Below are 25,930 nucleotides of genomic sequence, written 5' to 3'. Positions count from 1 at the left end.
GTGCCGAGCAGGGAGAGCCCCACGTGACCATCGCGCCAGCCGATCCGGCTTCAGCGTCAGCGCAGCAGGCCCCGGTGGAGACGGACGGTCCCGGTACCGCGCTGCTGCGGATCCTGACCGATCTCACCGCCGACCTCCCCGACGCCGACCCCGGCCGGGTCGCGGCCGCCGCGCTGCGCGGCCGGTCCGCACGGGCCGACGAGGCGGAGCTGCGTGAGCTGGCCACCGAGGCGGCGGCGGGACTCATCTCCGAGGACCCCGCGTACTCGCGGCTGGCCGCCCGGCTGCTGACGATCAGCATCGCGGCCGAGGCCGCCTCGCAGGGCGTCGCGTCCTTCTCCGAGTCGGTCGCCGTCGGCCACCGCGAGGGTCTTGTCGCGGACCGTACGGCGGAGTTCGTCCGCCTGCACACGGCCCGCCTCGACGCGCTCGTCGACGTCGAGGGCGACGACCGCTTCGGCTACTTCGGCCTGCGCACCCTGCACAGCCGCTATCTGCTCCGCCACCCGATCACCCGCCGGGTGATCGAGACACCCCAGCACTTCATGCTCCGGGTGGCGTCGGGTCTCGCCGAGGACGACACCGTCCGCTCCGTGGACGAAGTCGCCGCGCTCTACCGCCTGATGAGCCGCCTCGACTACCTGCCCTCCTCCCCCACGCTCTTCAACTCCGGTACGCGGCACCCGCAGATGTCGTCCTGCTACCTCCTCGACTCCCCGCTGGACGAGCTCGACTCCATCTACGACCGCTACCACCAGGTGGCCCGGCTCTCGAAGCACGCGGGCGGCATCGGGCTGTCGTACTCCCGCATCCGTTCGCGCGGTTCGCTGATCCGCGGCACGAACGGACACTCCAACGGCATCGTCCCGTTCCTGAAGACCCTCGACGCCTCGGTCGCCGCGGTGAACCAGGGCGGCCGGCGCAAGGGCGCGGCGGCCGTCTACCTGGAGACCTGGCACTCCGACATCGAGGAGTTCCTGGAGCTGCGTGACAACACCGGTGAGGACGCCCGGCGCACGCACAACCTGAACCTGGCGCACTGGATCCCGGACGAGTTCATGCGCCGGGTGAACGAGAACGGTGACTGGTCGCTGTTCTCCCCGGCCGACGTGCCGGAGCTGGTCGACCTGTGGGGCGACGAGTTCGACGCCGCGTACCGCAAGGCCGAGGAGGCCGGGCTCGCCCGGAAGACCATCCCGGCCCGCGACCTGTACGGCCGGATGATGCGCACCCTCGCGCAGACCGGCAACGGCTGGATGACCTTCAAGGACGCCGCCAACCGGGCCGCCAACCAGACCGCCGAGCCGGGCCACACCGTCCACTCCTCGAACCTGTGCACCGAGATCCTGGAGGTCACGGACGACGGGGAGACGGCGGTCTGCAACCTCGGTTCGGTCAACCTCGGCGCCTTCGTGCGCGACGGCGACATCGACTGGGAGCGGCTGGACGAGACCGTCCGCACGGCCGTGACCTTCCTGGACCGGGTCGTCGACATCAACTTCTACCCGACCGAGCAGGCGGGCCGCTCCAACGCCAGGTGGCGCCCGGTGGGCCTCGGCGCGATGGGCCTCCAGGACGTCTTCTTCAAGCTGCGGCTGCCCTTCGACTCGGCCGAGGCGAAGGCGCTGTCCACGCGGATCGCCGAGCGCATCATGCTCGCCGCGTACGAGGCCTCCGCGGACCTCGCCGAGCGCAACGGTCCGCTGCCGGCCTGGGAGAAGACCCGTACGGCCCGCGGTGTGCTGCACCCCGACCACTTCGACGCCGAGCCGACCTGGCCGGAGCGCTGGGCGGCACTGCGGGAACGCATCGCCGCGGTCGGCATGCGCAACGCGCTGCTGCTGGCCATCGCGCCCACCGCCACCATCGCGTCCATCGCGGGCGTGTACGAGTGCATCGAGCCGCAGGTCTCCAACCTGTTCAAGCGCGAGACGCTCTCCGGCGAGTTCCTCCAGGTCAACTCCTACCTGGTCGCCGACCTCAAGGAACTCGGCGTCTGGGACGCGCGCACCCGGGAGGCGCTGCGCGACTCCAGCGGCTCCGTGCAGGACTTCGCGTGGATCCCCGCCGAGGTCCGGGCGCTGTACCGCACGGCGTGGGAGATCCCGCAGCGCGGCCTGATCGACATGGCCGCGGCGCGCACCCCGTTCCTGGACCAGTCGCAGTCGCTGAACCTGTTCATGGAGACGCCGACGATCGGCAAGCTCTCCTCGATGTACGCGTACGCCTGGAAGCAGGGCCTCAAGACGACGTACTACCTGCGCTCGCGCCCGGCGACCCGCATCGCCCGCGCGGCCCAGGCGCAGGCGCAGCCCGAGAAGACCATCCCCGTCCAGCAGGTGGCCGACCCCGACGCCGTCGCCTGCTCCCTTGAGAACCCCGAGTCCTGCGAGGCCTGCCAGTGACCACCGCCCCGAACACCGAGAAGAACCTGCTCGACCCCGGCTTCGAGCTGACTCTGCGCCCGATGCGCTACCCCGACTTCTACGAGCGCTACCGGGACGCCATCAAGAACACCTGGACCGTCGAGGAGGTCGACCTCCACTCGGACGTCGCCGACCTCGCGAAGCTGTCCCCGGCGGAGCAGCACCTGATCGGCCGTCTGGTCGCCTTCTTCGCGACGGGCGACTCGATCGTGGCGAACAACCTGGTGCTGACGCTGTACAAGCACATCAACTCCCCGGAGGCGCGGCTCTACCTGAGCCGGCAGCTCTTCGAGGAGGCGGTCCACGTCCAGTTCTATCTGACGCTGCTGGACACCTATCTGCCCGACCCGGAGGACCGGACCGCCGCCTTCGCGGCCGTGGAGAACATCCCCTCCATCCGCGAGAAGGCCGAGTTCTGCTTCAAGTGGATGGACTCGGTCGAGAAGTTGGACCGGCTGGAGAGCAGGGCGGACCGCCGCCGCTTCCTGCTCAACCTCATCTGCTTCGCGGCGTGCATCGAGGGGCTCTTCTTCTACGGCGCCTTCGCCTACGTCTACTGGTTCCGCAGCCGCGGCCTGCTGCACGGCCTCGCGACCGGCACCAACTGGGTGTTCCGCGACGAGACGATGCACATGTCGTTCGCCTTCGAGGTGGTCGACACGGTCCGCAAGGAGGAGCCGGACCTGTTCGACGACCAGCTGGAGCAGCAGGTGACGGACATGCTGCGGGAGGCCGTCGAGGCCGAGCTGCAGTTCGCCCGCGACCTGTGCGGTGACGGTCTGCCGGGCATGAACACCGACTCGATGCGCCAGTACCTGGAGTGCGTCGCCGACCAGCGGCTCTCGCGGCTGGGCTTCGCGCCTGTGTACGGCTCGGAGAACCCGTTCTCCTTCATGGAGCTCCAGGGCGTGCAGGAGCTGACCAACTTCTTCGAGCGGCGCCCGTCGGCGTACCAGGTCGCCGTGGAGGGCACCGTCGACCTCGACGAGGACTTCTGACGGGTGCACCGTGGGCGACGCCGGGCCGCTTGTGCGGCCCGGCGTCGTCGTGTCGCGCCGGCCCCGCGGCGCCCAGCCGGGCCGGCGAGGCCTTCGCTGCGGCGCCGTGTCCCGCGTGCCGCCCGGCCGGCGGGGCCTTCGCCGCGGTGCCGTGTCGCGCGTACGGCGGGGCGGGAGCTGCCTGGCCGTGGCACCGCGTCCAGGAGCGAGTGGATCCTGGGGCGCCCGTGGCACGTCCAAAGGGCAAGGAGGTCATCTCATGCGCCGAACGACCCACCACCGGATGCCGGCCCTCGCCGCGCTGGCACTGCTTCTCGCGGGCTGCGGCACGCAGGGCGGGGGCGAAGCGGGCGGCAGCGGCACCGTGTCACCTGCCCCCACCACCCCGAAGGGCTGTGCCGCGGCACGGGCGGAGCTCGCCGCCACCGACACCGGCCGTACGTTCTGCCTGTCCGTGGGCGAGGTGATCCGGATCGGGCTGGACGGCACGTCCGCGCGGCCGTGGGCGCCCGTCAAGGCCGGCGGCAGCGGCCTGGAGGCCACCAACAGCGGTGTCGTCCTCCAGGCCGGTGACGCGTCCTCCGCGTTCAAGGCCGTCTCGGCGGGTACGGTGCGGCTCACCTCGTCCCGCCCGCTGTGCCCGAGCGATCCGGCCCGGATCTCCTGCGAGGGGCTTCAGGAGTGGGCGGTCACCGTGGTGGTGACGAAGCCGTGAGTCCGTGAGGAGCGCTCACCGCCCGCGGGCGGCAGGGCCCCGCGCCCGGGGCGGTCGGCCTCCGCGCGGGAGCGTGCCTCCCTCAGCTGCCTGTCCACGCGCCGCTCGTGGGCGAGTCCGATCAGCGACGGGAGGGCCACCGCTCCGAAGATCCCCAGGACGGTCAGGATTCCGACGAAGTTGTCCATGAGTGCGTTCATGGACACTAGTGTCGCGCCGTTCACTCCTTACCGGCAGTGGCAGTACTGCCGCACACCCTCGAATTACTGCCACTTCCACGGCACACTGGGGCGCATGCTGAAGAACGTGGCCGCCGTCCTGCTCGACGGCGTGCATCCCTTCGAACTCGGCGTGGTCTGCGAGGTGTTCGGGCTCGACCGCAGCGACGACGGCCTGCCCGTCTACGACTTCGCCGTCGCCTCGGCCGAGGGCCCGGACCTGGGTACGCACGTCGCGGGCCTCACCCTGTCCACCCCGTACGGCCTCGACCGGGTCGAGGAGGCCGACCTCGTCGTCGTCCCGGCCGGCGAGAACTTCACCGGCCGGGAGTACCCGCCCGCACTGCTGGAGGCCCTGCGCCGGGCCGTCGGCCGCGGAGCCCGGGTCCTCAGTGTCTGCTCCGGGGTCTTCGCCCTCGGCGCGGCCGGGCTCCTCGACGGACGGCGGTGCAGCGCGCACTGGCGCCACGCGGAGGAGCTCGCGCGCCGCCATCCCCGGGCGATCGTCGAACCCGACGTGCTGTACGTCGACGAGGACCCGGTGCTCACCTCCGCCGGCACCGCCGCGGGCATCGACGCCTGTCTCCACCTGGTCCGCAAGGAGCAGGGCCCGGAAGTCGCCAACGCCATCGCCCGCCGGATGGTGGTGCCCCCGCACCGCGACGGCGGTCAGGCCCAGTACATCGAGCGCCCGCTGCCCCGCTCCCCGGGCGACACGATCGGCGACGTGCTGGCCTGGATGGAGCGGCACCTCGCCGAGGACGTCACCGTCGAACAGCTCGCGGCCCGCGCCCACTTGGCTCCGCGCACTTTCGCGCGCCGCTTCCAGCAGGAGACGGGCACCACCCCGTACCGCTGGATCCTGCGTCAACGGGTGTTGCTGGCACAGGAGTTGCTGGAGGCCACGGACGAGACGACGGATGCGATCGCGAGCCGGACCGGGTTCGGCAACGCGGCGGCCCTGCGCCATCAGTTCGTCCGGATCCTGGGCACCACCCCGCAGACGTACCGGCGCACCTTCAGGGGCCCGCGGGCGGCCTGAAGGTGCGCCGGTGGGCGCGCGGGATCAGCGCGGACGTGCCGTGAGCAGCAGCTTGTGCGGGCGCAGGGTGATGCCGACACGGGTCGTGTCATTGGACCCGGACACCTGCTCGTAGCGCCAGCGGGACGCCACGGTCGCGGTGATCAGGGTGAGCTGCGCCATCGAGAAGTGGTCACTCGGGCACTTCCGGTTGCCCAGGCTGAACGGGCGCATCGCGTACTTCGGGATGTCCTTGGACCGTTCCGGAAGCCAGCGCTCGGGATCGAAATCCAGGTGCTGCCGGTACGAGCGGGGGTCGCGCTGGATCGCGTACGGGCTGTAGACGATGTCGGCACCGGCCGGAATGCGATAGCCACCGAGCTCGGTTTCGGTCACCGCCCGCCGCGTCAATATCCATACGGCGGGGCACAACCGCATCGCCTCGACGACGACATTGTTCGTGTGGGACAGCTTCCGGACGTCGTCGAATCCGACGGGCCGGTCCCCCACGACGGATTTGACCTCTGCGGCCACCTTGTCCGCCTGTTCCGGATGTTCCGCGAGGACCTGGAGGAGCCACATGATCGTGGACGCGATGGTTTCGCTGCCGGGCGTGAGTATCGCGACGACTTGGTCGTGGATCTCCTGTTCGTCGATGAGGTCGCCGTTGTCGTCCTTCGCTTCCAGCAATGCCGTCAGCAAATCGTCCGGCTTTTGACCAGATGACCGTCGTTCGTCGATGATCTCGTCGACGAGGTCATGCAAATCGGCCAATGCGTGGTCGAATTTGCGCAATGGGGGAAGGGGCAGCCGATAGAGCGGCCCCGCCGGGATGACCATGCGCCGGTACATGCCGCGGAACACGGTCGTGAGCGCGATGCTCAGCCGCTCCGCACGCTCGTCCATGAACTTGCCGCGCAGCAGGCAGCGGGCCGCGATCCGGACGGCGACACGGAACGACTCCGAGGTGCAGTCGACCGCCGTCCCCGGCTCCCAGCGGGCCGCGAACGCACGCGCCTCCTCCTCCATGATCGGCCCGTACTCGGGGATGATGTCGGCCCGGAACGCCGGCTGTATGGTGCGCCGTTGGCGCCGGTGCAGCGGTCCGTTGGCGGTCGCGACGCCCTTCTTGCCCAGCAGTCCTTCGAGGGACTCCCACAGCGGGCCGCCGATCTCGTAGTCGGGATCGAGGGCCAGCGCCCCGGTGAGCGCGGGAGTGGTGACGGCGTACACCGTCTTGGGGCCCAGCTTGAGCCGGACGACGTCGCCGTGGTCGCGCAGCTGGGCGAGGAAGCCCAGCGGGTCGCGGACCAGTTTCCAGCCGTGGCCGAGGCCCGGCACACCGCCGCCCGCGAGGGGCGGGACGGACAGCTCCGGCGCACGGGGGGCCGGAGTCCGCGGGGGTGCCGCCCGGTCGGGCGCGGCCGAGAGCTCGGGGGATGACTCGACGGTCATTTCTCACCTGCCGCTTCATTGTTGACGTACGGGGGTGTGGAGCGGTCGTCCCAGTTGTCGACCATGTACCGGCCCGACTCGTGGTGGAACCAGTACACGGAGCTGAACCAGTTCCGCATATTTCCGATGCACGCCCTGACGGCGACGCCCGTCGCCTTTTCCTCCACGGTGCCGTCCATGAGGGAGTCGGCGAACCGTAATGCGTCCCGTTCGGCGACGAGGAATTCACTGATGCATTCCTCGACGCGCCGCCTTATCTCCGTGACCGCCTCTTCGAGTGTCAGCCCGTCGTGATGAATGAGACTGATTCCGAGATTGTGGACCTCGTCACCCGCTATTTCCTTGGGAAGCGAACACAGATCGTTGTACCAGGCGGCGAATTCCTGACTGAGCAGTGCCGCACGCTCATAGGCCGGGTTTTTCCGTACGGCGACGGGAAGTTCGAACTGCGCGCTGGGCTCCAGCAGATCGGTCCAGATCCAGTGCGCGAATGTCAGTCGGCGTAGTTCCAGGTATGCGTCGACCGTGGGGACGGTGCCGGACGTACGGTTGCGGAATTCTCGGTCGTACGCCTCGATCACCGCATGGAAGTGGAGTGCGAACCGCTCGTTCCACTTCTTGCCGAGGAACGAGTACAGGCGCACCGTGCTGTCCGCGAACCCCGCGACCAGGGGATCGGGGTGGTGCAGGTGGTCCCCGGGAGAGTCGAGGGCCGCGTGGAGCCGGAACCTGAGTCTGCGCCAGGCGTCGGTCCGGCCGTGGATGACGTCCCGGTCGTGCCGGTCGTCCCAGACGAAGAACCAGGCGCTGTAGTCCGCTATCGCCTGCATGACGTCGTCGGGGGCGCCTATGTAGTAGCCCGCCATGAGGTCCGTGTAGCACAAGCCGTCGGCATATTCCTCGACCTTGTCCGCCGGCATGAGCCGTTTTTCGAGGAGCCAGGTCCTGGTCTTCTCCTGGAGTCTGGGCCAATACGGGTGCAGTTGACGGGGAAACTCTGACTCGATCACCGGAAGAGAGAGCGCTGGTGGAACCGCGACCGCTGTCGGTGTCGATGAAGTGCCGTGTGAGAAAGCATGCACGAACAAACCCCTCTCAGCCGCCTGTTGGCGGTACGCCCCTCCCTGTGCCGGGCGTGCGCCGTTGCGTATCCCCGCCTTCCCATTCAGCACCACAACTGACCGTTCTGGGAACGGATTTGCTTCACTCACTACCCCACGGTGCCGAGAATCTCCCCTTGTGTGACTGAATATGGATCACTAGAGGAGCACAAGGGATCGAACGTGCGACGCACACACGAACGGCGCCTGGTCAGGAAGGTTCCCTGGCCAGGCGCCGTTCGAGAGGGCTCACGAGAGGTCGTGAGTCCCAGCTGTCATTTTGTGTCTCAGTCGTTCGCGAGGGCGGGCGCCGGGTGGCTCGGCCGCTCCCGGGAAGGTCGCCGGACCGCTCAGTCGTTCGCCACGATCGGGTAGCGGGGCTCGTTCTCGGCCATCTGCCGCAGCGCGTCCTTGCGCTCACGCTTGGAGAGACGGTCGATGTACAGGTAGCCGTACAGGTGATCCGTCTCGTGCTGGAGGCAACGGGCGAAGTAGCCGGTGCCCCGCACCTTGACCGGGTTGCCCTTCTCGTCCTGCCCGGTGACCTCGGCGTAGTCGGGACGGGCGAGCGGGGCGTACGCGGTCGGCACCGAGAGGCAGCCCTCGTTGCTGTCGTCCAGACGGCGCAGCTCGGCGGGCAGTTCGACCAGCACGGGGTTGCAGACGACCCCGACGTGCCGCTTGCCCTCGTCGTCCATGCAGTCGTACACGAAGACCTTCAGGTCCACGCCGATCTGGTTCGCGGCCAGGCCGACGCCCTCGGCGGTGCGCTGGCTGGCGAACATGTCCGCGACCAGCTGGTCCAGCTCCGCGCCGAACTCCGTGACGTCCTTGCACTCCTTGTGCAGCACGGGATTCCCGACGACCGTGATCGGCCGCGAGGTCCCGCGCTCGCGGTAGGCCGTCTCGCGCTCCTCGCAGTCCTCGGTGTCGATGACGAAGCCGTCGTCGTCCACGGGGAGCACGCCCGCGTGCTGCTGATCGGTGTCCTGCTGCGCCATGACGACGTACGCCTTCCTCAAACCTTGGGAAATTCTGCGAGTACAGCCTACGGGGAGCGACCGGGTGACTTCCCGGCGATCCCGCGGGACGGTCGCAGCCCGGCCGGCTTCCGCGGCCGTCGGACCAGCGCGCTCAGCAGACCTCTTCCAGGTCCCGCCAGTCCCGGGAGTCGGGGCTGTCGGCCACCCAGCCGTCCAGCAGACCGCGCACCAGCGCGGCCGGCGCCGCGAGACCGCACTCCCGCTCGGGCACCCACAGCTGCCCGTCGGTGCGGTGGCCGAGCGGCCCTGGGTGCCCGGGTTCGCTGTGGTCGTGCGGGTCCAGGTGCTCGCCGTCACCCTCGTCGGACGGCATCCGCGACTCGGAGCACATCCGGCACAGCAGCCGTACGGAGGACGACCAGTCCTCGGCGGCGAAGCCCGCGTCCGCCGCGAGCTGCTCCAGCGCGTCACGGTCGTCCTCGGTGGCGGCCTCCAGGAGGACCACCCAGGTGGGAACGGGCGAGGGCGCCCACAGCTCGATCTCGTCGAAGACCGGGTAGGCGTGTCCGGCGGCCGTGGTCCGCTCCCCATGGGGCACCCCGTCGTGCAGCACGACCTCGCCCCAGCGCCGTCCGGAGGACGGCAGCGGAATGGACAGCACCTCCACACGGGCGGGGTCGAGCCGCCGCCCCCACACCACCTCGGCCTCCCCCTCGGGGGACAGCCGTACGGCAGCGCTGCCGAGGTCCATGCCCACCGGCTCCCCGGAGACCGCGGCGCCGCCCGGCACCCGCAGCCCGTACGCCTGCCAGGCGCGCCGGGCCAGTGGCCAGTCCTGAAGGGCGGTGGCCGCGATGCCCACGTTCCACCAGTCGGGCGCCCCGGTCTCCCGGTCGAGCAGCGCGACGGCCCGCAGGCCCGCCGCCCGTGCCTGTTCCCAGTCGTGCCGGAACTTGTGCAGCAGAGCCAGGTTGAACCAGGACTCGGAGAGCCACGGCTCCAGGTCCGCGGCGCGTGTCAGCAGCGCGCCCGCGTCCTCGTACCGGCCGTCGCCGATCAGCGTGAACGCACGGTCGGTGGCCTGCCGCCATGAGGCGGAGGGCCGGTGCCGTCCCTTGCCGAAGATCCTCACGATTCCCGCCTGCCAGTTCCTCGCGTTTCCCGCCTGCTGGTCCTTCGAAGAGTCCCTTGAAGACAGTGCAGCCCCGGGCTGGCCCGTGCCCCCGAACACCCTCTTCCTCGCATCCAACCACGTACCGTCGGACGGGCGCTCATTACCCATGGGTTACCCCGCCCGGGGCGAGGTCAGACCGGCCGTCGGTGCCCGGTCGCCGTCTCCGGTCCGAGGCTCTCACCCGTCGGCCCTGTTCTGCGACAGCACCCTGGCCAGCGACTCCACCACTTCCGGCTGGTAGTCGTGGGCCGTGGCCAGCCGGAGTCTCTCCAGCGCGGCCAGCGGCCCTCCGGGTCCTGCTTCCCGGGCCATCTCCTCGTATGCGTTCACGGTCCGGACGATCCGCGCGGTCATCGGCTGCTCCCGGTACGGGTCGGCCTGCCGCTCCACGACCACGGCGACCTCGGCGTCCACCCCGGTCTGGCGGACGACGGCCCCGCCCAGCAGGGCGATGCGCCGCTGCTCGTCCGCGGACAGCGCGGCGGTGGCCCCGGCGGGCACGGGGTCGACGAGACTGAGCTGGCCGATGTCGTGCATGAGTGCCGCGTACTCCAGCACGACGAGGTCGGGCGCGGTGAGCCCCAGCTCCCGGCCGACGGCCCGACTGAGGGCCGCCACCCGGCGTGCGTGCCCCACGGGCGTGTACCCGGCGATCTCGGTGGCCCGTGCCAGGGAGGCGATGGTCTGCCGGTAGGTGACCCGCACGGCCGCGTACCGGCGGAAGGAGAGCTGGGTGAGCAGCAGGGGGAGCGAGAAGACGGGCAGGGCCCACAGTCCGACCACGGCGACCGCCAGCGACATCACGGCCCCGGTCGCGCAGACGGCCGATCCGATGCCGAGCGTGGCCCGCAGTTCGTCCCGCAGCAGCGGCCCGAACGGCCACCGGGCGCGCGAGTGCGCCATCGCCGCCGTGAGGACGGCGTCGCACAGCGCGGTGAGCACCAGCAGGGCGACCAGGAGAACCGCGTACGCCGGACCGCCCCACTCCAGCAACCTGCCCTGGTTGTAGAGCGGTTGGAAGCAGATGGCGGCGAAGCCGACGGTCAGCACCCGCCGGGTGAGGTGATCCGTGGTGGGCGCGTGGCCCCTGGCCACGTGCGGCACGCTGCCGAGCAGGGTGGCGGCCGACACCACGGCGACGACCTGGAGGGCACCGTGCTCGCTGGGCCGTCCCGCCTGCTCCCCGAGCAGGGCGTACGACAGGGCCGCGGCGGCACCGAGCGGCGCGGACTCGCGTTCCTCGGCGCCGCTCCAGCGGGTCAGTTCCCCGAGGGTCACGAGGAGGCCGAAGGCGAGGGCGGTGCCCCGGTCGTCGAGCCCGTTCCACAGCGTGGAGGCGAGGGCGGCGAGCCCGAGCAGGGCGGCACCCGTGCGGGCGAGGGCGCTGAAGGAGGCCGTGCCCGAACGGGTGAGGGCGGGCGCCGGGAGCGGCCGGGACAGGCTCATGAGCCCCTCCCGATCCCGATGTCCTCGGGGCCACCCCGGACACCGTCCTCCTGCGACGCGCCGTCCCCCGGCACGGCACCGGACACCGCACCCTCGAAGGGTCGCCGGTTCACACGCGGGCCGCCGCCGGCACCGGACGGCGCCTGGCTCACGGGCGGGCCGTCCTCTTCGGCATCACCCGCCCACGGACCGACCCGCCGGGCCCCGGCCGCACGCGAACCGTCCAGCGGGGCACCGGTCGCACGCGAACCGCCGGCCCGGGGTTCGGTCGTGCCCGGGCCGCCGGCCTGAGGTTCGGTCGTGCCCGGGCCGCCGGCCTGAGGTTCGGTCGTGCCCGGGCCGCCGGCCTGAGGTTCGGTCGTGCCCGGGCCGCCGGCCTGAGGTTCCGTAGTGCCCGGGCCGCCGGCCTGAGGTTCGGTCGTGCCCGGGCCGCCGGCCTGAGGTTCGGTCGTGCCCGGGCCGCCGGCCTGAGGTTCGGTCGTGCCCGGGCCGCCGGCCTGAGGTTCGGTCGTGCCCGGGCCGCCGGCCTGGGGTTCGGTGACATGCGAGCCACCCGACCGCGTCCCGTTCACCCGCGTCCCGTTCACCCGCGTCCCGTTCACCCGCGGACCGTTCACCCGCGGACCGTCCGCCCGGGACTCGGCCGTACGTGGGCCACCGGCCCGGGGGTCGGTGACACGAAGGCCATCCGGCCGGGTGCCGTTCACCGGCGGCCCGTCCGCCCGAGGGCCGGCCGCACCCGAGCCACCCGCCCGGGGCCCGGCGACACGCGGACCGTCCGCCCGGCTGCCGCTCGTACGCGGACCGTCCGCCCGGACGTCGGTCGCGCGCGTGGCGGCGGGGCCGCCGTCGGGTGCGGGCGGGCCCGGCGGGCGGGAGCCGTTCGGGCCGGGGCCGCTTGGCGCGGGGCCCTGGCGGCTCCCCGCTTCCCGCGGGCCCGCCGGGACGCCGGCCGGCGACGTGGTGTCCGCGGTGACCACGGGATGCCAGCCGTGCCGGGAGAGCGCCCGGACGAGCGCCCGCACCATCCCGGGGTCGAACTGCGCTCCCGCGCACCGCTCCAGTTCCGCCAGCGCGGCGGGCACCGGCCGGGCCCGCCGGTAGGAGCGGGTGGACGTCATGGCGTCGAAGGCGTCCGCGACGGCCACGACCCGCGCGAACTCGGGAATCTGCGCCCCGACCAGGCCGTACGGGTATCCGCTTCCGTCGAGCCGCTCGTGGTGGTGGAGGATCGCCGACCGGGCCTCCCCGAGGAACCCGATGCCCCGCACCATCTCGTGCCCGTACTCGGGATGGAGTTCGATCACCCGCCGCTCCTCGGGGGTGAGCGGGCCGTCCTTGCGCAACAGCCGCGTCGGGACGCCCAGTTTGCCGACGTCGTGGAGGATGCCGGCGAACCGGAGCACCTCGACGCGCCGGTCGTCCATGTCCAGTTCCCGCGCGATCATCATGGCCGCCTGGCCGACCCGTTCGCTGTGCCCGCGGGTGTAGCCGTCCTTGATGTCGACGGCCTGGACGAGCGCGCGGATGGTGGCCTGATGGGCGGCCCGCTCCCGGTGATACTGGGCGAACACCCAGCAGGACACATACATCGGCAGCAGCACGAGCAGCGCGGCGACGGGCCCGTACGGGCTGCGCCACAGGACCGCCATCATCAGCCCCGCGAGCCCGTGCACGCCGACCGGCGCGAGGGAGCGCGCGAACAGCCCGCGCCATGCGGCGCGCGCCGGCACCCGTTCGGCGAGCGCCAGGATGCCACCGTCGAGGGCGGTCAGGACCAGGCAGAAGGTGAGCACCGCCGCCCCGGCGGGCAGCAGCGCGTACGGGAAGTCGGGCGCGAGGACCGCGTCCCGGCCGCCCAGCGCCCCGTGCACACGGGAGGCCGTCCAGACCGCGACGGCGAGTTGCGCGGCGCGCCAGACACGACGCAGCCACCGCGGGCGTTGTTCGACCCGGGTGAGCAGGGCGCCGGGCACGGCGACCAGCGCGGCGGCAGGGGGCGGCAGCAGAAAGGCCCCGGCCAGCAGCACGGGGAGGAACGTGCCCATCCCCGGCGGGGCATCGCGGCCATGGGCGGTTCTGGAGGCGCGCCGGAGCGGGATCCGCTCGCACCCGGCGTAGAGCAGGGCCATCAGCGCGACGATCCACCACGGGGCGCGCAGGTCGGGCAGCGGAGCCAGACAGGCCAGGGCCGCGAGGGCGACACACGCCACGTAGACGCGGGCCCACGCCTGGACCGACCCCATCTCCTCGCCCCCTCCCCGGCTTCCGGCTCCGGAGCCTAGGGCGGCGGGGACTGCACGGGGACGCGTATGAACGAATCCGCGGGCTCGGAGCCCGCGGATTAGCACGTTCGGGTGATTGGTGGACGATCTCCGTGAGGAGGCGACGCCGCGCCGGGAGTCAGGACTCCTGCGGCGTCGCGGTCACGTCGTGCTCGGGCACAGCCTGCCCGGAGCGGATCAGGTCGATGCGGCCCATGACCTTGGCGCGCAGGTCCGTCGGCACGTCGTCATGGCCGCAGCACCGCTTGACCAGCTTCTTCACGGCCTGCTCGAGGCCGTACTTCTCCAGGCACGGGGAGCACTCCTCGAAGTGCACCTCGAACTTGGTGCAGTCCGCGTCCGGCATCTCATGGTCGAGGAACTCGTACAGATGGTCGAGTACCTCACTGCAATCCGTCTCGTGCGGCTCTCCGCAGCTCATGAGCCCGAGCCTTTCGCTTCGTTCGACTCTCCGGCGCCGGCCGGAACCAGCCCGCGGTCACGCGCGTAGTCCTCAAGCATGCCGCGCAATTGGCGACGGCCCCGGTGGAGCCGGGACATCACCGTACCGATGGGTGTCCCCATGATGTCCGCGATCTCCTTGTACGCAAAGCCCTCTACGTCGGCGAGATAGACCGCGATGCGGAATTCCTCGGGGATCGCCTGCAGCGCCGCCTTGACGTCCGAGTCGGGCAGGTGGTCCAGCGCCTGCGACTCGGCGGAGCGCAGTCCCGTCGACATGTGCGACTCGGCACGTGCGAGCTGCCAGTCCTCGATCTCCTCGGCCGCGCTGCGCTGAGGTTCGCGCTGCTTCTTGCGGTACGAGTTGATGAAGGTGTTGGTGAGAATGCGGTACAGCCACGCCTTGAGGTTGGTCCCCTCGCGGAACTGGTGGAAGGACGCGTACGCCTTCGCGTACGTCTCCTGCACCAGGTCCTCGGCGTCGGCCGGATTGCGCGTCATGCGCAGGGCGGCCGAATACATCTGGTCGAGGAATTCGAGCGCGTCCCGCTCGAAGCGCGCGGTGCGCTCGGCGGACGACTCCGTGCCCGTGCCCTGGCCCTCGGGCTGCTCCGCCTGGCCGTGTTCGGTCCCTGCGTCGGTCCCAGTGACCGGACCCACCTCCTCAAGCGATGTCGTGAGACCGAGACCGGTCCCACTGGAATCGGAGGATAGACGAACATCAGGCCCACCCGCCGCCCGAATAGGGGCGTTCTTACCCGCGTGCAGCACCGTCCAGTCCAGGTCAGCGCTGCTGCGACGGCTCGGGCAGATGGTCGAACCCATGCGGCGGACTTCCTCTCCTCGGAACGGTCAGCACGGTTCGTGCTGTCTGCTCCACACAACAGTTGTCCGCCGCCCGGCATTCCCGTGCGTCACCCGAGTGACGCGGTCCACTTCGCGACACCGTCCGTGATGATCTTCAGCGCCTCGTCCTGGCCGAGCGGAGCCCGTTTCGGCACCGCGAAGCCGTGATCGCCGTACGACACCTCGATCAGCTCGTACGGGCCCTCGGGGAACTCCTCCGGCTTCCCGAACGGATCGTTGCCGCCCTGGACGACGAGCGTGGGCACCCCGGCGCCGAGCAGTTCGTCGGCGCGGGACTTCTCCGGCTTGCCCGGCGGGTGCAGCGGGAAGCTGAGGGCCAGCACGGCGGCGGCGCCCAGTTCCGTCGCGGTCCGGCAGGCGACGCGGGCGCCGGCGCTGCGTCCCCCGGCGATCACCGGCAGGCCCGGCCGCACCAACGCCGGCCACAGTCCGCGCCACCCCACGTCCAGCGTCTTCGGCGCGGGTGCCAGCTTCTTGCCCGCCACCCGCCAGGGCTGCTCGACGAGCGCGACGCTCACGCCGTGCGCGGGCAGCACCGCGGCCAGCGCACGAAGGTCGCGCGCCTCGATGCCGCCGCCCGCGCCGTGACTCGCGGCGAGGACGAGCCGCGCCTTCGCGGCCCGGTGCCAGGTGATCCGGGCCGTGCCGGCGTCGGTCTCGATCGTCTCGGTGGTCACGGTGGTCTCGTTCGTCCCGGTCGTCCCAGTGGTCTCGGTCACGTCAGAAGAGTGTGCCCTCTTCGGGGCCCTCCAGCTCCCTGAGCAGCTCCGGGCCGTTGTTGCGGACGTTGCTGACGGCCGTGGAGACGGGGTAGGCGCGCATCAGTCCGGCGGGCGGCGGTGCGAGCAGTTCGCGGAGGTCCTCGGCGTCCGTGCGGGCGGGGTCGAGCCAGGAGTCCCAGCGGTCCGGGGTCAGCATCAGGGGCATCCGGGGGTGGATGTCGGCCAGCGCGTACGGCCCGTCGGCGGGTGCGACCGCCAGGGGCGTGGTCTCGGCCTCGGTCGTGATCACGGAGCACGTCACCCACCAGGCCTGCGGGTGATCGTCGGGGAGCGTCCTGTCGCGCCAGAACTCGTACAGTCCGGCCATCGCGAAGACCGAACCGTCGGCCGGCGTGACGAAGTACGGCTGCTTGCGCGGACGCTTCTTCTTGCCCTCGACCTCCAGCTCGCGCTCGGCCGCCGCGGTGACCCACTCGTAGTAGCCGTCGGCGGGGATGATGCACCGCCGGGCCGCGAAGGCACGGCGGTACGAGGGCTTCTCGTGCACCGTCTCCGCACGTGCGTTGATCATGCGGGCGCCGCCCTCGGGCGTCTTGGCCCAGGACGGCACGAGTCCCCACTTGAGCCGGCGCAGCTGGCGAACCGGCTTCGGACTGTCCGCGTCCTTGAGAGGACGGTCGAGAACCGCGTACACCTCCTTCGTCGGGGCGACGTTGTAGTCGGGGGCCAGGGTCTCCTCGGGCTCCCACTTCTCGACCTCAAAGATTCCTGCGAGATCCTCGGGCCTGCGACTCGCTGCATACCGTCCGCACATACGTGCCACACTGCCAGATTCCGCGACACCACAGGGAGCCACCGCAGACAATGGACAGCACCGCATCCACCTCGCTGGCGAGCCTCTGGGACCAGGTCTTCGGCAGTCAGCCGGACCCCGACCTGTGGGTGGTGATCGCCACTCTGGTCGCCGCCCTCGCGGTGATCGTCCCGCACGGCGTCTGGCGGGTGTCCCGGAACGCCATCACCATCGCCCACGAGGGCGGCCACGGTCTGGTGGCCCTGCTCACGGGGCGCAGCCTCAGCGGTATCCGGCTGCACTCCGACACCAGCGGCCTGACGGTCAGCCGGGGCAAGCCCACGGGGCTGGGCATGATCCTCACCGCCGCCGCGGGCTACACCGCTCCCCCGCTGCTCGGCCTGGGCGGCGCCGCCCTGCTCGCGGCGGGGCACATCACCGCGCTGCTGTGGCTGGCGACGGCCCTGCTCGTGGCCATGCTGGTGATGATCAGGAACGCGTACGGGGCGCTCACCGTGATCGCCACCGGCGGCACCTTCCTGCTGGTGTCCTGGCTGGCGGGACCGCAGGTGCAGGCGGCGTTCGCGTACGCGGTGGCGTGGTTCCTGCTGCTCGGCGGTGTCCGGCCCGCCTTCGAGCTCCAGGCCAAGCGGCGCCGGGGCGGGGCGGGCGACTCCGACGCGGACCAGCTGTCGCGGCTCACGCACGTGCCGGCCGGGATGTGGCTGTTCCTCTTCCACGCGGTGTCGCTGTGCTCGCTGATAGGCGGCGGGCGGTGGCTGCTGGAGGTGTGACGGCCGGGCCACCGTCCGCGCCACCGTCCGGGCGGGCTCCGGGCCGGCCGGGTCGGCTCCCGGCACGCGGCCCGCGGGGACTCCGGGCCGGGCCGAGCGGATCTCGGGCGCGTCCCGAGGGGATATCGGGCGGGTCCTGAGCGGACTCCGAACGGGTCCTGAGCCGAGTCCGGGCAGGTCCGAAGGGCTCTCGGGCGCGTCCCTGGCGGGCCGCCTTCCGGAGCGCGGCGCGGGGGCGGGGCGTGCGCGCGGGGCCGTGGGCGTGCGCGCGGGCGTGGGGCCGCGTGAGATCGCGGGACGTCGTGCGGACCGGGAAGTGCGCCACATTCGCGCCCAAGCGGGCAAGAGGCGGCGCCGCACTTGACACAGCCCGCGCCCGCGCACGCATCCGAGGGCTGTTTCGCTCATGTTTCGCCGCTTTTGATCAAGATTTCCATCCATCGCCAGCCACTAAAGTGGGGCGCATGACCGTGAACCCCGCCCACACCGCCCTCTGGCCCGCCCCGCACGCGAGCGGAGCCGTCGACGCGACGGTCCACGTGCCGGGGTCCAAGTCGGTCACCAACCGCGCTCTCGTGCTGGCCGCGCTGGCCTCCGAGCCGGGCTGGCTGCGCCGCCCGCTGCGCTCCCGCGACACCTTGCTGATGGCGGGCGCCCTGCGCGCGATGGGCGTGGGCATCGAGGAGACGGTGGCCTCCAGCTCCACGGTCGCCGCGGGCCCGGACTCCTCCGGCGAGGCCTGGCGGATCATCCCCTCGGGCCTGCGCGGCCCGGCCACGGTCGACGTCGGCAACGCGGGCACCGTGATGCGGTTCCTCCCGCCGGTCGCCGCGCTCGCCGACGGCCCCATCCGTTTCGACGGCGACCCGCGGTCGTACGAGCGCCCGTTGAACGGCGTGATCGACGCCCTGCGCCTGCTCGGCGCCCGCATCGACGACGACGCGCGCGGCGCGCTGCCGCTGACCGTGTACGGCGGCGGCGCCCTGGACGGCGGCCCGGTGGAGATCGACGCCTCCTCCTCGTCGCAGTTCGTCTCCGCCCTGCTGCTCTCCGGCCCGCGCTTCAACCAGGGGGTGGAGGTGCGGCACGTCGGCTCCACCCTGCCCTCCATGCCGCACATCCGGATGACGGTGGACATGCTGCGCGCGGTCGGCGCCCAGGTGGACACCCCGGAGTCGGGCGGCGAGCCGAACGTCTGGCGGGTCACGCCGGGCGCACTGCTCGGCCGCGACCTGATCATCGAGCCGGACCTGTCGAACGCCCAGCCGTTCCTGGCCGCGGCGCTGGTGACCGGCGGCAAGGTCGTCATCCCCGACTGGCCCGTGCGCACCACCCAGCCGGGCGACCGGCTGCGGGAGATCTTCACCGAGATGGGCGGCTCCTGCGAACTGACCCACATCGGACTCGAGTTCACCGGTTCGGGTGCGATCCACGGCGTCGATGTGGACCTGGGCGAGGTCGGCGAGCTGACCCCCGGCATCGCGGCGGTCGCGGCACTCGCCGACTCGCCCTCCACGCTGCGCGGCGTCGCCCACCTGCGTCTGCACGAGACGGACCGGCTGGCCGCGCTCACCAAGGAGATCAACGAACTCGGCGGCGACGTCACCGAGACCGCCGACGGCCTCCACATCCGCCCGCGCCCCCTGCACGGCGGCGTCTTCCACACCTACGACGACCACCGCATGGCCACCGCGGGCGCGATCATCGGTCTGGCGGTGGAAGGCGTGCAGATCGAGAACGTGGCGACGACGGCGAAGACCCTGCCGGACTTCCCCGAGCTGTGGGCCGGGATGCTCGGGAACTGACGGGCGGACCGGGATCATGCGCCGTTACGGCAAGCACACCGACGAGGACGACATCCGCGCGCGCCCCAACCGCAAGGGCAACCGTCCCCGTACGAACATCCGCCCCAAGCACGAGGACGCGGCCGAGGGCATGGTCCTCACCGTCGACCGGGGGCGTCTCACCTGCCTCGTCGAGGACCGCGTGGTGCTGGCGATGAAGGCCCGCGAGCTGGGTCGCAAGGCCGCCGTCGTCGGTGACCGGGTCGCCCTGGTCGGCGACCTGTCCGGCAAGAAGGACACGCTCGCCCGCATCGTCCGCATCGAGCCGCGCGACTCGGTCCTGCGCCGCACGGCCGACGACGACGATCCGTACGAGCGGGTGGTCGTGGCCAACGCCGACCAGCTCGCCATCGTGACCGCGCTCGCCGACCCGGAACCGCGCCCCCGGCTGATCGACCGCTGTCTCGTCGCGGCGTTCGACGGTGGTCTGGAGCCGCTGCTGGTGATGACCAAGTCGGACCTCGCCCCGCCGGACGAACTCCTGGAGCTGTACGGCGCGTTGGACATCCCGTACGTCGTCACCAGCCGTGAGGAGCTGGAGAACGGCGACGCGGCGGACCGGGTCCGCGAACAGCTGGACGGCAGGATCACCGCCTTCGTGGGGCACTCCGGCGTCGGCAAGACGACCCTGGTGAACGCCCTCGTCCCGGCCGACCGGCGGCGTACGACAGGACACGTGAACGCGGTGACCGGCCGCGGTCGGCACACCACCACCTCCGCGCTGGCGCTGCCGCTCTCGGACGACGAGGGCTGGGTCATCGACACCCCGGGCGTCCGTTCCTTCGGTCTGCACCATGTCGATCCGTCGCGGGTCATCCACGCCTTCCCCGATCTCGAACCGGGCACCGAGGGCTGCCCCCGCGCTTGCAGCCACGACGAGCCGGACTGCGCGCTGGACCAATGGGTGGCGGACGGCCACGCGGATCCGCAGCGGCTGTACTCCCTGCGCCGTCTGCTGGCGACGCGGGAGCGCCACGAGGGAGACTGACCAGGAGGGCCGCGGCGGCCGTGGCCAGGTGTCCGAGGGACGATCTGACCTCGGCGGTGTTTGCGTCCGCGGCCCGTCGGTAAGGGTTTGGCCGGTCGGCAAATGCATAATCACACCGAGCGACCCGGAGAGGTTCGGGCACACCCCACGCCGCCCGGCACGCACCGCGTCCGGGGCCGCCGGCCGGGTCCGCCCCAGACGAAGCAGTCGACGTGCGGACACGGGAGGAAAAGAAATGGCGTGGCTGCTGGTCGTTGTGGCGGGACTGCTCGAAACCGGCTTCGCCGTCTGTCTGAAGCTCTCGCACGGCTTCACCAGACTCTGGCCGACGGTCGCCTTCTGCGTCTTCGCGCTCGGCAGCTTCGGCCTGCTGACCCTCTCCCTGAAGAAGCTGGACGTCGGTCCCGCGTACGCGGTGTGGACCGGCATCGGCGCGGCGGGCACCGCGATCTACGGCATGATCTTCCTCGGCGACCTGGTGTCGACCCTCAAGATCGTCTCGATCAGCCTCGTCATCATCGGGGTCATCGGGCTGCAACTGTCCGGATCGGCCCACTAGCCACGCGCTCGCTCGCGGGGGCGCCGGGCAGCGCGATACGGGCCGCGGGCCGCGATACGGGCGCGGGCCACAGGCGCGTACCGCCCATCGGTCCCGTCGGCTCCGTGGGTCTCGGCGGTCCCGCAGGCTCTGCCCGACCCCGTCAGTCCCGTCAGTCCCGTCAGTCCCGCAGGCGGCCCGCAGGCTCTGCCGACCCCGCCGTCCCGCAGACCCGCCCCTCCCGTGCGGACCGCTCAGATGCCCAGCCGGTGGGACGGTGCCAGCGCGGTCTTCACCAGATCGGTGACCCCGCCGTCTCCGGGCGGTGCCGCCACGCAGGACAGGGCCAGCCGGACGACGAGTTCACAGGAACGGGCCACCTCCGCCGTGTCCGCCGGAGAGGCGGCGAGCGCCGCGACGGCACGGTCGCGCACCAGCGCCACGAAGTCCACGGGTGAGGGCAGCGGCCCGTCGGCCCGTCGCTGCGCGGGCACCGCGGACGACGAGGGCACCGCCGACAGCGTCGGCGCGGGCAGCCGTTCGCTCCAGCACCCCGTGAGCATCGCCCGCACGAGCGCGTTGCTCCGCGCGGCCGAAGCGGTCCACTCGGCGGTCGCGACGAGCCGGTCCCGCGCGTCGGTGTGCCCCGCCAGCGCCCGTTCGACGCCGGCGAGATAGGCGTCCGCCTCCCGCCGTACGAGGGCCCGCGCGAGCCCCTCCTTGCTCCCGAACTCGTTGTACAGCGTCTGGCGCGACACTCCGGCCACGGCGGCCACATCGACCATCCGCACCGCGGACCATGCGCGACGCGCCAACGCCGTGTACGCGGCGTCCAAGAGGGAATCCCGCGCTGCAGGCATCATCGCCTCCCTGGGGCGAGCGAGTCTGCAGCTCAGATTTGACGCGCACAAAGGCACTGTCAAGGGTTCGCGGTGGCCCCGAGGGGCGCGCATCGTCCCGCACGCGCACCGGCCGGGGCGCGCGAGCCGCACGGGTGCCGCAGCGCCGGAGGCCGCCGACCGGTCGAGGCCGGCACGCGCCGGGTGCCCGCCCACCTGCCGGTGCCGCAATGATCCTCGGCCCGTGTAGCCCCGGCCTGACGCGGGCAGATACGGTTCGGTCATGCCCGACTATCTCGATGACCTGCGTCTCGCCCATGTCCTCGCGGACGCCGCCGACGCCGCGACGATGGACCGGTTCAAAGCCCTCGACCTGAAGGTCGAGACCAAGCCGGACATGACGCCGGTGAGCGAGGCGGACAAGGCCGCCGAGGAGCTCATCCGTGGTCAGCTCCAGCGGGCGAGGCCACGCGACGCGGTTCTCGGCGAGGAGTACGGCATCGAGGGCACGGGCCCGCGCCGCTGGGTCGTCGACCCGATCGACGGCACCAAGAACTACGTGCGCGGCGTGCCCGTCTGGGCGACGTTGATCTCTCTGATGGAGGCGGGCGAGGGCGGCTTCCAGCCCGTCGTCGGCTTGGTCTCCGCGCCCGCGCTGGGCCGCCGCTGGTGGGCGGCGAAGGGGCACGGCGCGTTCTCCGGCCGCAGTCTCTCCTCCGCGTCCCGGCTCCAGGTCTCGCGCGTCTCGCGCATGGCCGACGCCTCGTTCGCGTACTCGTCACTGAGCGGCTGGGAGGAGCAGGGCCGCCTCGACGGCTTCCTCGACCTCACCCGGGCGGTCTGGCGCACCCGCGGATACGGCGACTTCTGGCCGTACATGATGGTCGCCGAGGGCTCGGTGGACATCTGCGCCGAACCGGAGCTGTCGCTCTGGGACATGGCGGCGAACGCGATCGTCGTGACCGAGGCGGGCGGCTCGTTCAGCGGCCTCGACGGCCGTCCGGGCCCGCACAGCGGCAACGCGGCCGCGTCGAACGGCGTCCTGCACGACGAACTGCTGGGGTATTTGAACCAGCGGTACTGAACCGGGACTCCTGCGCACACTCCCCGGGCGCCCCGAACTCGCCGCACGCGCCCTCTTGTTGACCCTCTCTTTAACTGCCACCCTGAGAATCCCCCCACTTGTGAATTTGTGAACCCGCTCGCAAGCGCGAGGGATTCGTAGGAGGTGGCTCCGTCCATGCTCGTCCGCGACGCCATGAGCACGGTGGTCCTCACCATCGGCCCGGCACACACCCTCCGCCAGGCGGCCCGCCTGATGTCCGCACGCCGCGTCGGCGCGGCCGTGGTCCTCGACGAGGACTCCTCCGGCCTCGGCATCCTCACCGAGCGCGACATCCTCAACTCCCTCGCCCACGACCAGAATCCGGACGCCGAGACCGCGGGCACCCACACCACCACCGACGTCGTCTTCGCCGCACCCGCCTGGACGCTGGAGGAGGCCGCGTCGGCGATGGCCCACGGCGGCTTCCGCCATCTGATCGTGCTGGACGACAGCGGCCCGGTCGGCATCGTCTCGGTCCGCGACATCATCCGCTGCTGGGCCCCGGCGCGACAGCAGGTGCCCGCCTGACCCGCACTCCCTCGTCCCCGCCCATGCCGACGGGCCGGACCCCCTCGGGACACCGAGGAGATCCGGCCCGCCGCCCACGACAAGCGTTCCCTTGCTGGTGGTCAGCCGCGCAGGGCCTGGACCGCGGCCTCCAGCCGCTTGCCGAAGTCGCCGTCCGCACGCCGGAAGTTGTCGATCGCGCGCTCGGCGATATCGTCGCGCGAGACCTTGGCGATGAAGCCGGCCAGGTTCTCGACGAGCCGGCCCTTCTCGTCCTCGGACATCAGACGGTAGAGATTGCCCGCCTGCACGAAGTCGTCGTCCTCGGCGTGCACGGGAGCCGCATGGTTGCCGGTCCCGCCGGTCACCGAAGTGGACTGCCACAGCGGCCGCTCCGTCTGGAACGGCCCACCGAAGCTGTTGGGCTCGTAGTTCTTCCCGCCTCCGTGGCGTCCGTCGTACAGGAAGCCGTCACGGGAGTTGGTCCGGGCCTCGGTGGCGTGCGGGCGGTTCACCGGCAGGTGGTCGGCGTTGATGCCGACGCGGTAGCGGTGGGCGTCGCCGTACGCGAACAGGCGGCCCTGGAGCATCTTGTCGGGCGAGGGGCCGATGCCCGGCACGAAGTGCGCGGGGCTGAAGATCGACTGCTCGACCTCGGCGAAGACGTTCTGCGGGTTGCGGTTGAGCTCCAGCTTGCCGATCTCGATCGGCGGGTAGTCCTCGTGCGGCCACACCTTGGTGAGGTCGAACGGGTTGAAGCGGTACGTCGCCGCGTCCGCCGCCGGCATGATCTGCACCTGCACGGTCCAGGTCGGGAGGTCGCCGCGCTCGATGGACTCGCGCAGGTCGCGCTGGTGGGAGTCGGGGTCCTCACCGGCGAGTCGGTTGGCCTCGGCCTGGGTGAGGTTCTTGATGCCCTGGTCGGTCTTGAAGTGGTACTTGACCCAGAAGACCTCGCCGGCCTCGTTGTTCCACTGGTACGTGTGCGAGCCGTAGCCGTTCATGTGACGGTACGAGGCCGGGATGCCGCGGTCGCCGAACAGCCAGGTCACCTGGTGCGTGGACTCGGGGGACAGCCCCCAGAAGTCCCACACGTTGTCCGCCTCCTGCGAGCCGGTGTACGGGTCGCGCTTCTGCGTGTGGATGAAGTCGGGGAACTTGATGGCGTCCTTGATGAAGAACACCGGGGTGTTGTTGCCGACGAGGTCGTAGTTGCCCTCTTCGGTGTAGAACTTCAGCGCCCAGCCGCGCGGGTCGCGGACCGCGTCCGCCGCGCCCAGGTTGCCGGCCACGGTCGAGAAGCGCAGAAAGGTCTCCGTCTGCTTGCCGACCTCGGAGAGGAACGCGGCACGCGTGTACCGGGTGACGTCGGCGGTGACCGTGAAGGTGCCGTAGGCGCCCGCGCCCCGGGCATGCACGACGCGCTCCGGGATGCGCTCACGGTTGAAGTGCGCGAGCTTCTCCATCAGGAGCTGATCCTGGACGAGGACCGGGCCGCCGACGCCCGCGGTCTCGCTGTTCTGGTTGTCGGCCACCGGCGCGCCGGCCTCCGTCGTAAGCGGTCCCTGCGTCACGTGCGCCTCCTGCGTCGTTCCAGGCCAATCCTGTCCATCGGCCGACTTCGATCTCGACCCTACAATAGACATTGTCTAAGTCAAGCCAGCATCCAAAGTCACACCTATTCGTGAACTGGTCCCGTTGCTGATACGCTGACTCTCATGAGTGACCTGTTGGAACGGCTGCGCGGACGCGGATGGCGGATGACCGCGCAGCGACGTGTCGTGGCCGAGGTCCTCGACGGCGATCACGTCCATCTGACGGCCGACGAGGTGCATGCGCGGGCCGTGGTCAAGCTGCCCGAGATCTCCCGGGCGACCGTCTACAACACGCTGGGTGAGCTGGTCTCGCTCGGCGAGGTGCTGGAAGTCGCCACGGACAAGCGCGCCAAGCGGTACGACCCGAACGCGCACCGCCCGCACCACCACCTGGTCTGCGCCCGCTGCGGCGCGATCCGCGACGTGCATCCGGACGGCAATCCGCTCGCCGACCTTCCGGACTCGGAGCGCTTCGGCTTCACCGTCTCGGACGTCGAGGTGACGTACCGCGGCGTCTGCCCGAACTGCGCGGCGGCCTAGAACGCACACGAAGGCCCCGGCACCTGTGACAGGTGCCGGGGCCTTCGCCTTGCCTCCGTAGCGCTCTCCCCGGCCCTGCGCCGCTCCTGCCGACCCGGCCGGGAACACACCGAAGGCCCGGAACCATTGGTTCCGGGCCTTCGGCCTTCAGTAGCGGGGACAGGATTTGAACCTGCGACCTCTGGGTTATGAGCCCAGCGAGCTACCGAGCTGCTCCACCCCGCGTCGGTGAACTGAACATTACGTCAACCATGTGGACCAGCGCAAATCGCTTTGAGCGCGCGCCACGAAGCCACCCTCGCCGAGCGCCCCCGGTCCGTCCGGCGCGGGGCACGGGGGCGGCGCAGCACCGCGACATCCAGCCCGTCCGGCACGGGCACGGGGGCGGCGCAGCACCGCGACATCCAGCCCGTCCGGCACGGGCACGGGGGCGGCGCAGCACCGCGACATCCAGCCCGTCCGGCGCTTGAGGACGAGGCCGTCCAGGCCGAAGCGGGGGTCCGGGGGCGGCAGCCCCCGATACGGGACGGCTAGGG

Annotated in this window: 23 protein-coding genes, 1 tRNA gene and 1 pseudogene; 11 read left to right on the top strand and 14 right to left on the bottom strand. The window is 71.3% G+C overall.

The annotated features are described in order from the left end of the window. The first annotated feature begins 23 nt into the window (after window positions 1-23). The 3 genes from BKI49_RS25090 (at window position 24) to BKI49_RS25080 (ending at window position 4,139) form a co-directional block, all read left to right on the top strand. Entirely contained in the window at window positions 24-2,405 is a 2,382-nt protein-coding gene (locus BKI49_RS25090; RefSeq protein ID WP_095936541.1) for a ribonucleoside-diphosphate reductase subunit alpha, read from the top strand. A 62-nt stretch (window positions 2,406-2,467) separates the two neighbouring features. Further along, complete coding sequence (locus BKI49_RS25085) at window positions 2,468-3,424, top strand: ribonucleotide-diphosphate reductase subunit beta (protein WP_373557590.1); 957 nt, start codon at window positions 2,468-2,470, stop codon at window positions 3,422-3,424. A 259-nt stretch (window positions 3,425-3,683) separates the two neighbouring features. After that, window positions 3,684-4,139, top strand: a complete 456-nt coding sequence (locus tag BKI49_RS25080) for a hypothetical protein (protein ID WP_095936539.1) — start codon at window positions 3,684-3,686, stop codon at window positions 4,137-4,139. On the opposite strand, the gene BKI49_RS25075 is transcribed toward BKI49_RS25080, so the two are convergent. Continuing rightward, window positions 4,100-4,339 carry a hypothetical protein gene (locus BKI49_RS25075; protein WP_095936538.1) on the bottom strand — a complete coding sequence of 80 codons (240 nt, stop codon included), beginning with the start codon at window positions 4,337-4,339 and terminating at the stop codon, window positions 4,100-4,102. The genes BKI49_RS25080 and BKI49_RS25075 overlap by 40 nt on opposite strands. A gap of 94 nt (window positions 4,340-4,433) precedes the next feature. On the opposite strand from BKI49_RS25075, the gene BKI49_RS25070 reads away from it, so the two are divergent. Beyond that, window positions 4,434-5,399, top strand: coding sequence for a helix-turn-helix domain-containing protein (locus BKI49_RS25070; RefSeq protein WP_095936537.1), 966 nt, complete (start codon window positions 4,434-4,436; stop codon window positions 5,397-5,399). 24 nt (window positions 5,400-5,423) lie between these two features. On the opposite strand, the gene BKI49_RS25065 is transcribed toward BKI49_RS25070, so the two are convergent. From BKI49_RS25065 to BKI49_RS25020, 10 genes and pseudogenes are all read right to left on the bottom strand, one after another. Continuing rightward, on the bottom strand, window positions 5,424-6,833 hold the full coding sequence (locus BKI49_RS25065) for a bifunctional albaflavenone monooxygenase/terpene synthase (protein WP_095936536.1): 1,410 nt from the start codon (window positions 6,831-6,833) through the stop codon (window positions 5,424-5,426). After that, the gene (gene cyc1 / locus BKI49_RS25060; RefSeq protein WP_095936748.1) at window positions 6,830-7,915 is read right to left on the bottom strand and encodes an epi-isozizaene synthase; all 1,086 of its coding nucleotides are present in this window, start codon (window positions 7,913-7,915) and stop codon (window positions 6,830-6,832) included. Before cyc1 ends, BKI49_RS25065 begins: the two co-directional genes overlap by 4 nt. A 368-nt stretch (window positions 7,916-8,283) precedes the next feature. Next, a complete protein-coding gene (def, locus tag BKI49_RS25055) occupies window positions 8,284-8,934 on the bottom strand; it encodes a peptide deformylase (RefSeq protein ID WP_095936535.1) in 651 nt (216 codons plus the stop codon). A gap of 133 nt (window positions 8,935-9,067) precedes the next feature. Beyond that, complete coding sequence (locus BKI49_RS25050) at window positions 9,068-10,048, bottom strand: tetratricopeptide repeat protein (protein ID WP_095936534.1); 981 nt, start codon at window positions 10,046-10,048, stop codon at window positions 9,068-9,070. A 219-nt stretch (window positions 10,049-10,267) separates the two neighbouring features. Continuing rightward, the gene (locus BKI49_RS25045) at window positions 10,268-11,536 is read right to left on the bottom strand and encodes an HD-GYP domain-containing protein (protein WP_257004946.1); all 1,269 of its coding nucleotides are present in this window, start codon (window positions 11,534-11,536) and stop codon (window positions 10,268-10,270) included. Between the two features lie 928 nt (window positions 11,537-12,464). After that, window positions 12,465-13,782 (bottom strand): annotated as a pseudogene (locus BKI49_RS25040) (HD-GYP domain-containing protein); the annotation flags it as partial. Between the two features lie 157 nt (window positions 13,783-13,939). Further along, complete coding sequence (gene rsrA, locus BKI49_RS25035; protein WP_028802045.1) at window positions 13,940-14,242, bottom strand: mycothiol system anti-sigma-R factor; 303 nt, start codon at window positions 14,240-14,242, stop codon at window positions 13,940-13,942. Beyond that, window positions 14,239-14,922: an RNA polymerase sigma factor SigR gene (gene sigR, locus BKI49_RS25030; RefSeq protein WP_179332573.1), complete on the bottom strand. Its 684-nt coding sequence runs from the start codon at window positions 14,920-14,922 to the stop codon at window positions 14,239-14,241. The genes rsrA and sigR overlap by 4 nt, the downstream gene beginning before the upstream one ends. Before the next feature lie 254 nt (window positions 14,923-15,176). Further along, window positions 15,177-15,806, bottom strand: coding sequence for an alpha/beta hydrolase family protein (locus BKI49_RS25025; protein ID WP_095936746.1), 630 nt, complete (start codon window positions 15,804-15,806; stop codon window positions 15,177-15,179). Between the two features lie 43 nt (window positions 15,807-15,849). After that, on the bottom strand, window positions 15,850-16,665 hold the full coding sequence (locus BKI49_RS25020; protein ID WP_095936532.1) for an SOS response-associated peptidase: 816 nt from the start codon (window positions 16,663-16,665) through the stop codon (window positions 15,850-15,852). A gap of 50 nt (window positions 16,666-16,715) precedes the next feature. Between BKI49_RS25020 and BKI49_RS25015 the strand changes: the two genes are divergently transcribed. The 4 genes from BKI49_RS25015 (at window position 16,716) to BKI49_RS25000 (ending at window position 20,829) form a co-directional block, all read left to right on the top strand. Further along, complete coding sequence (locus BKI49_RS25015; RefSeq protein WP_095936531.1) at window positions 16,716-17,438, top strand: M50 family metallopeptidase; 723 nt, start codon at window positions 16,716-16,718, stop codon at window positions 17,436-17,438. 464 nt (window positions 17,439-17,902) lie between these two features. Then, window positions 17,903-19,243, top strand: a complete 1,341-nt coding sequence (gene aroA / locus BKI49_RS25010; protein ID WP_095936530.1) for a 3-phosphoshikimate 1-carboxyvinyltransferase — start codon at window positions 17,903-17,905, stop codon at window positions 19,241-19,243. Between the two features lie 16 nt (window positions 19,244-19,259). Then, a complete protein-coding gene (gene rsgA, locus BKI49_RS25005) occupies window positions 19,260-20,270 on the top strand; it encodes a ribosome small subunit-dependent GTPase A (protein ID WP_095936529.1) in 1,011 nt (336 codons plus the stop codon). A gap of 235 nt (window positions 20,271-20,505) precedes the next feature. After that, window positions 20,506-20,829, top strand: a complete 324-nt coding sequence (locus BKI49_RS25000; RefSeq protein WP_028802038.1) for a DMT family transporter — start codon at window positions 20,506-20,508, stop codon at window positions 20,827-20,829. A 233-nt stretch (window positions 20,830-21,062) separates the two neighbouring features. Here the strand turns inward: BKI49_RS25000 and BKI49_RS24995 are convergent, their stop codons facing one another. Beyond that, a complete protein-coding gene (locus BKI49_RS24995) occupies window positions 21,063-21,668 on the bottom strand; it encodes a TetR/AcrR family transcriptional regulator (RefSeq protein ID WP_095936745.1) in 606 nt (201 codons plus the stop codon). Between the two features lie 262 nt (window positions 21,669-21,930). On the opposite strand from BKI49_RS24995, the gene hisN reads away from it, so the two are divergent. Further along, window positions 21,931-22,731, top strand: a complete 801-nt coding sequence (gene hisN / locus BKI49_RS24990) for a histidinol-phosphatase (RefSeq protein WP_095936528.1) — start codon at window positions 21,931-21,933, stop codon at window positions 22,729-22,731. A 156-nt stretch (window positions 22,732-22,887) separates the two neighbouring features. Then, complete coding sequence (locus BKI49_RS24985) at window positions 22,888-23,280, top strand: CBS domain-containing protein (protein ID WP_028802035.1); 393 nt, start codon at window positions 22,888-22,890, stop codon at window positions 23,278-23,280. A gap of 101 nt (window positions 23,281-23,381) precedes the next feature. On the opposite strand, the gene BKI49_RS24980 is transcribed toward BKI49_RS24985, so the two are convergent. Then, entirely contained in the window at window positions 23,382-24,905 is a 1,524-nt protein-coding gene (locus BKI49_RS24980) for a catalase (protein WP_095936527.1), read from the bottom strand. 72 nt (window positions 24,906-24,977) lie between these two features. Here BKI49_RS24980 and BKI49_RS24975 point away from each other — a divergent pair, with 72 nt between their 5' ends. Continuing rightward, on the top strand, window positions 24,978-25,394 hold the full coding sequence (locus tag BKI49_RS24975; RefSeq protein ID WP_095936526.1) for a Fur family transcriptional regulator: 417 nt from the start codon (window positions 24,978-24,980) through the stop codon (window positions 25,392-25,394). A gap of 151 nt (window positions 25,395-25,545) precedes the next feature. On the opposite strand, the gene BKI49_RS24970 is transcribed toward BKI49_RS24975, so the two are convergent. Beyond that, window positions 25,546-25,619 (bottom strand) — tRNA-Met (locus BKI49_RS24970). Window positions 25,620-25,930: the final 311 nt, after the last annotated feature.

The sequence above is a fragment of the Streptomyces sp. Tue6028 genome (assembly GCF_002300165.1).
GTDB lineage: Bacteria > Actinomycetota > Actinomycetes > Streptomycetales > Streptomycetaceae > Streptomyces > Streptomyces siamensis.
The sequence above is the reverse complement of the archived record's forward strand: the minus strand, read 5'-3'. Positions and strand labels throughout refer to the sequence as shown.